Source organism: Kineosporia sp. NBRC 101731 (genome assembly GCF_030269305.1).
GTDB lineage: Bacteria > Actinomycetota > Actinomycetes > Actinomycetales > Kineosporiaceae > Kineosporia.
Genome location: NZ_BSTC01000036.1, coordinates 1 through 1,606 on the forward strand (window position 1 = coordinate 1; position 1,606 = coordinate 1,606).

General features: G+C 66.4%; 1 protein-coding gene. It reads right to left on the reverse strand.

Annotated features, from left to right (window positions below; translation table 11 throughout):
* Window positions 1-33: 33 nt before the first annotated feature.
* Window positions 34-1,484, reverse strand: a protein-coding gene (locus tag QSK05_RS35980) for an IS3 family transposase (RefSeq protein ID WP_502879887.1) whose coding sequence is annotated in 2 segments (ribosomal slippage) — window positions 34-1,154 and window positions 1,154-1,484 — 1,452 coding nt in all. Because the reading frame shifts where the segments join, the coding sequence is not laid out codon by codon here.
* Window positions 1,485-1,606 lie beyond the last annotated feature (122 nt).

Consider the following 1,606-nt stretch of genomic DNA (forward strand, 5'->3'; position numbering starts at 1 on the left):
CGGTAAGTGTCAAGGGATTGAGGCCAGCGGGTGTTAACCGACTGGTGTCAGGCGGGGTTCGGGTTCGGGTTCGGCGGGCTTGTTGATCCAGGCGCTGGTGGGCAGGCGCAGGATCTTGGGCAGGACCGGCGTGGTGGTGAAGCGTTCGGGGTGCGCGGCGCGAGCCGCGCTCAGCGTCTGCTCGCGGACGCTGTCAACGGCCGGGGTGCGGGCGTGGTGAACATCGGCCGGGGTGTGCAGGCCTATCCCGGAATGCCGGTGGGCGTGGTTGTAGAACCTGACGAACTCGTTCAGGAACGCTCGGGCCGAGGCGAGGGTGGGAAACCGGTCAGGGAAGACCGGCGCGTATTTCAGGGTCTTGAACCAGGCTTCGCTGTAAGGGTTGTCGTTGCTGACCTTCGGCCGTGAATGTGATCGGGTCACGCCCAGGTCTTCCAGGAGGTCGGCGACGGATTTGGAGGTCATGGATCCTCCACGGTCGGCGTGAACGACATGTGGGATGCCATGAACACCGAAGACCTCGCGCATCATTTCCTCGGCCAGCGGACCCGATTCCCGTGCATGGACTTTCACTCCCACGATGTAACGGGAGTAGATATCGATCATCACGTAGGCGTCGTAATAGACGCCCTTGACCGGTCCTTTCAACTTCGTGATGTCCCAGGAATAGACCTGCCCTGGCCCGTCGGCGACCAGTTCCGGGCGTGCCCGAGGTGCGTGACGGGCCTGCCGACGGCGTTCGGTGACCTGGTTGTGGGCACGCAGGATCCGATACATCGTGGAGATCGAACCGAGGTAAATGCCCTGGTCCAGCAATCGTGCGTAGGCCTGAGCCGGGGCCAGATCGACCAGATCATCGCTGGTCAGAGCCGCGATGACCTGCTCACGTTCGGTTGGGGTGAACGCGTTGGCCGGGGCCGGCACGGTTGTGGTCGCCGGGCTGGGACGGGCTCGGTCCCGAGCGTCGGCGGCGCGGGGCAGGCCGGTCAGCTGCGAGGCGAGGCGGGTGCTGAGGCCGCCCGCGGTCAGCGCCCGGAACGCGCCCATCAGGAGCGTGCGCGCCTGTTCACGCCCCGGCTGCCGCTGCGGAAAGCGTCCGGGATCTGCTGATCGTCGCGGTCCTCGCTCTCGGAGATGGCCTCCAAGAGCGCGTGCGCTTTTCCCATGATCTCCAATGCTGTCTGAGTCGTGGCCAGCTTCCGTTCACTCACCTCCAACTGCCGCTTCAACCGGGCAATCTCAGCCTGCTCCGGGCTCGGGCGCCCCACCGACTCGCCCGCAGGTTTGCCCTGCAGCAGGCCGGCGTCGCGGGCCTTGCGCCACTCGGTGATCAGCGAGGAGTACAGGCCCTCGCGGCGCAACCAGGCCCCGCCCTCTCCGGCAGCCAGGGCCTGTTCGTAGCCGGCCAGCAACTCCAGCTTCTGGGCCGGGGTGAACGAGCGGCGCGCCCGCGCGCCGCCAGACCGGGGCTTCCTGCTGCTCATGGAACCATCCTGGGCCACCGGCCCAGACACATCGACACTCAACGCAGGACTTCCGGATCTCGCCCCGTCAAGGGAAAGGGTTGTTCTGAGCCGCTGGCCTCAACTCACCCTGACAGACGGGG